Source organism: Pseudomonas inefficax (assembly GCF_900277125.1).
Lineage (GTDB): Bacteria > Pseudomonadota > Gammaproteobacteria > Pseudomonadales > Pseudomonadaceae > Aquipseudomonas > Aquipseudomonas inefficax.
The window spans coordinates 1-1,337 of record NZ_OPYN01000036.1 but is presented as its reverse complement, the minus strand read 5'-3'; the positions used below and the strand labels follow the sequence as shown (position 1 = coordinate 1,337).

Here is a 1,337-nt window from a genome sequence, read left to right as displayed (position 1 = left end):
GCTGGCCACATCTTGTTCACCGCCCAGCNCCTGGCCAAGGAACTTGGCTGCGAGGACGGCTTCCGCGTGGTCATGAACTGTAACGAGCAAGGCGGCCAGACNGTGTACCACATACACATGCACGTGCTTGGCCAGCGCCAGATGCACTGGCCGCCGGGCTGATCCACGGCAAGCGACCCTGCCACTATTGCGGTAAACTGTCGGGCACATTCTTGCGGAGGTGCCCGATGGCTACCGAACGTCACTACTCGCCGCTTGACCGCTTGTTACTGCAGGCCGATACGGCCATGCGTACCTTGCTGCCCTTCAGCGGCCAACCCGCCCGGCCATCGCCGGCCATCGTCCAGCCGGACGTCGACCTGGACGAACAGCAGGCCCGCCATGTTGCCGGGCTGATGCGTATCAACCACACCGGTGAAGTCTGCGCCCAGGCGCTGTATCAAGGCCAGGCCCTGACCGCCAAGCTGCCCGAAGTGCGCAAGGCCATGGAACACGCCGCCGAGGAAGAAGTGGACCACCTGGCCTGGTGCGAACAGCGTATTCGCCAGCTGAACAGCCACCCCAGCGTGCTCAACCCATTGTTCTACGGCATGTCGTTCGGCATCGGCGCACTCGCTGGGCTGGTCAGCGACAAGGTCAGCCTGGGCTTCGTCGCCGCTACCGAGCATCAGGTGTGCAAGCACCTCGACGAACACCTGGAGCAGATCCCGCAGGAAGACGAAAAGTCCCGGGCCATCCTCGAACAGATGCGCGTCGATGAGGAACAGCACGCCGAGTCCGCACTGGAAGCCGGCGGTTATCGTTTCCCTGCCCCTGTCCGCTTTGGCATGAGCCTGCTGGCCAAGGTCATGACCAAGAGCACCTACCGTATCTGAAGGCATCGCCATGACGGACCGTTTCGACGCCAAGGACCTGGCGCGCGCCGTGCAAGCCGGCATTCTCCAGCCGGGCCAGGACCAGGCCCTGCTGGCCTTCCTGCGCCAGCAACCAGCACAACGTGGTAGCTTCCAGCTGGCCCATGTCGCCTTTTACTTTGGCGCCATGCTGATCATGGCTGCAATGGGCTGGTTGCTCACCGAAGCCTGGATGCGCATCGGCGACTGGGCGCTGCTGGTCATCGCCAGCCTCTATTTCCTTTTGCTCACGCTGTACGCCGTCAACCTGCAACGGCGCGAACAACCCGTCGCGGCCGGGGTACTGGCGGCGGTCGCGGTCAGCATCGTGCCCCTGGTGGTATTCGCCATCGAACGGCTGGCCGGCTGGTGGCCGATGGATGATGCGCAGGCCGACTACCACCAGTACTACACCTACGTGCAGAGCGGCTGGCTGGCAATAGA

3 protein-coding genes are annotated in these 1,337 nt (G+C 63.6%); all 3 read left to right on the top strand.

Going from position 1 to position 1,337, the window contains the following annotated elements:
* Positions 1 to 162 (top strand): HIT domain-containing protein (locus JV551A3_RS03615; RefSeq protein WP_133978348.1); only part of this gene is annotated, 162 nt, incomplete at its 5' end.
* 65 nt (positions 163 to 227) lie between these two features.
* Positions 228 to 875, top strand: a complete 648-nt coding sequence (gene coq7, locus JV551A3_RS03610; RefSeq protein ID WP_003258825.1) for a 2-polyprenyl-3-methyl-6-methoxy-1,4-benzoquinone monooxygenase — start codon at positions 228 to 230, stop codon at positions 873 to 875.
* Positions 876 to 885: 10 nt separating this feature from the next.
* The coding region (locus JV551A3_RS03605; RefSeq protein ID WP_133978346.1) for a DUF2157 domain-containing protein at positions 886 to 1,337 on the top strand (452 nt) is incomplete at its 3' end.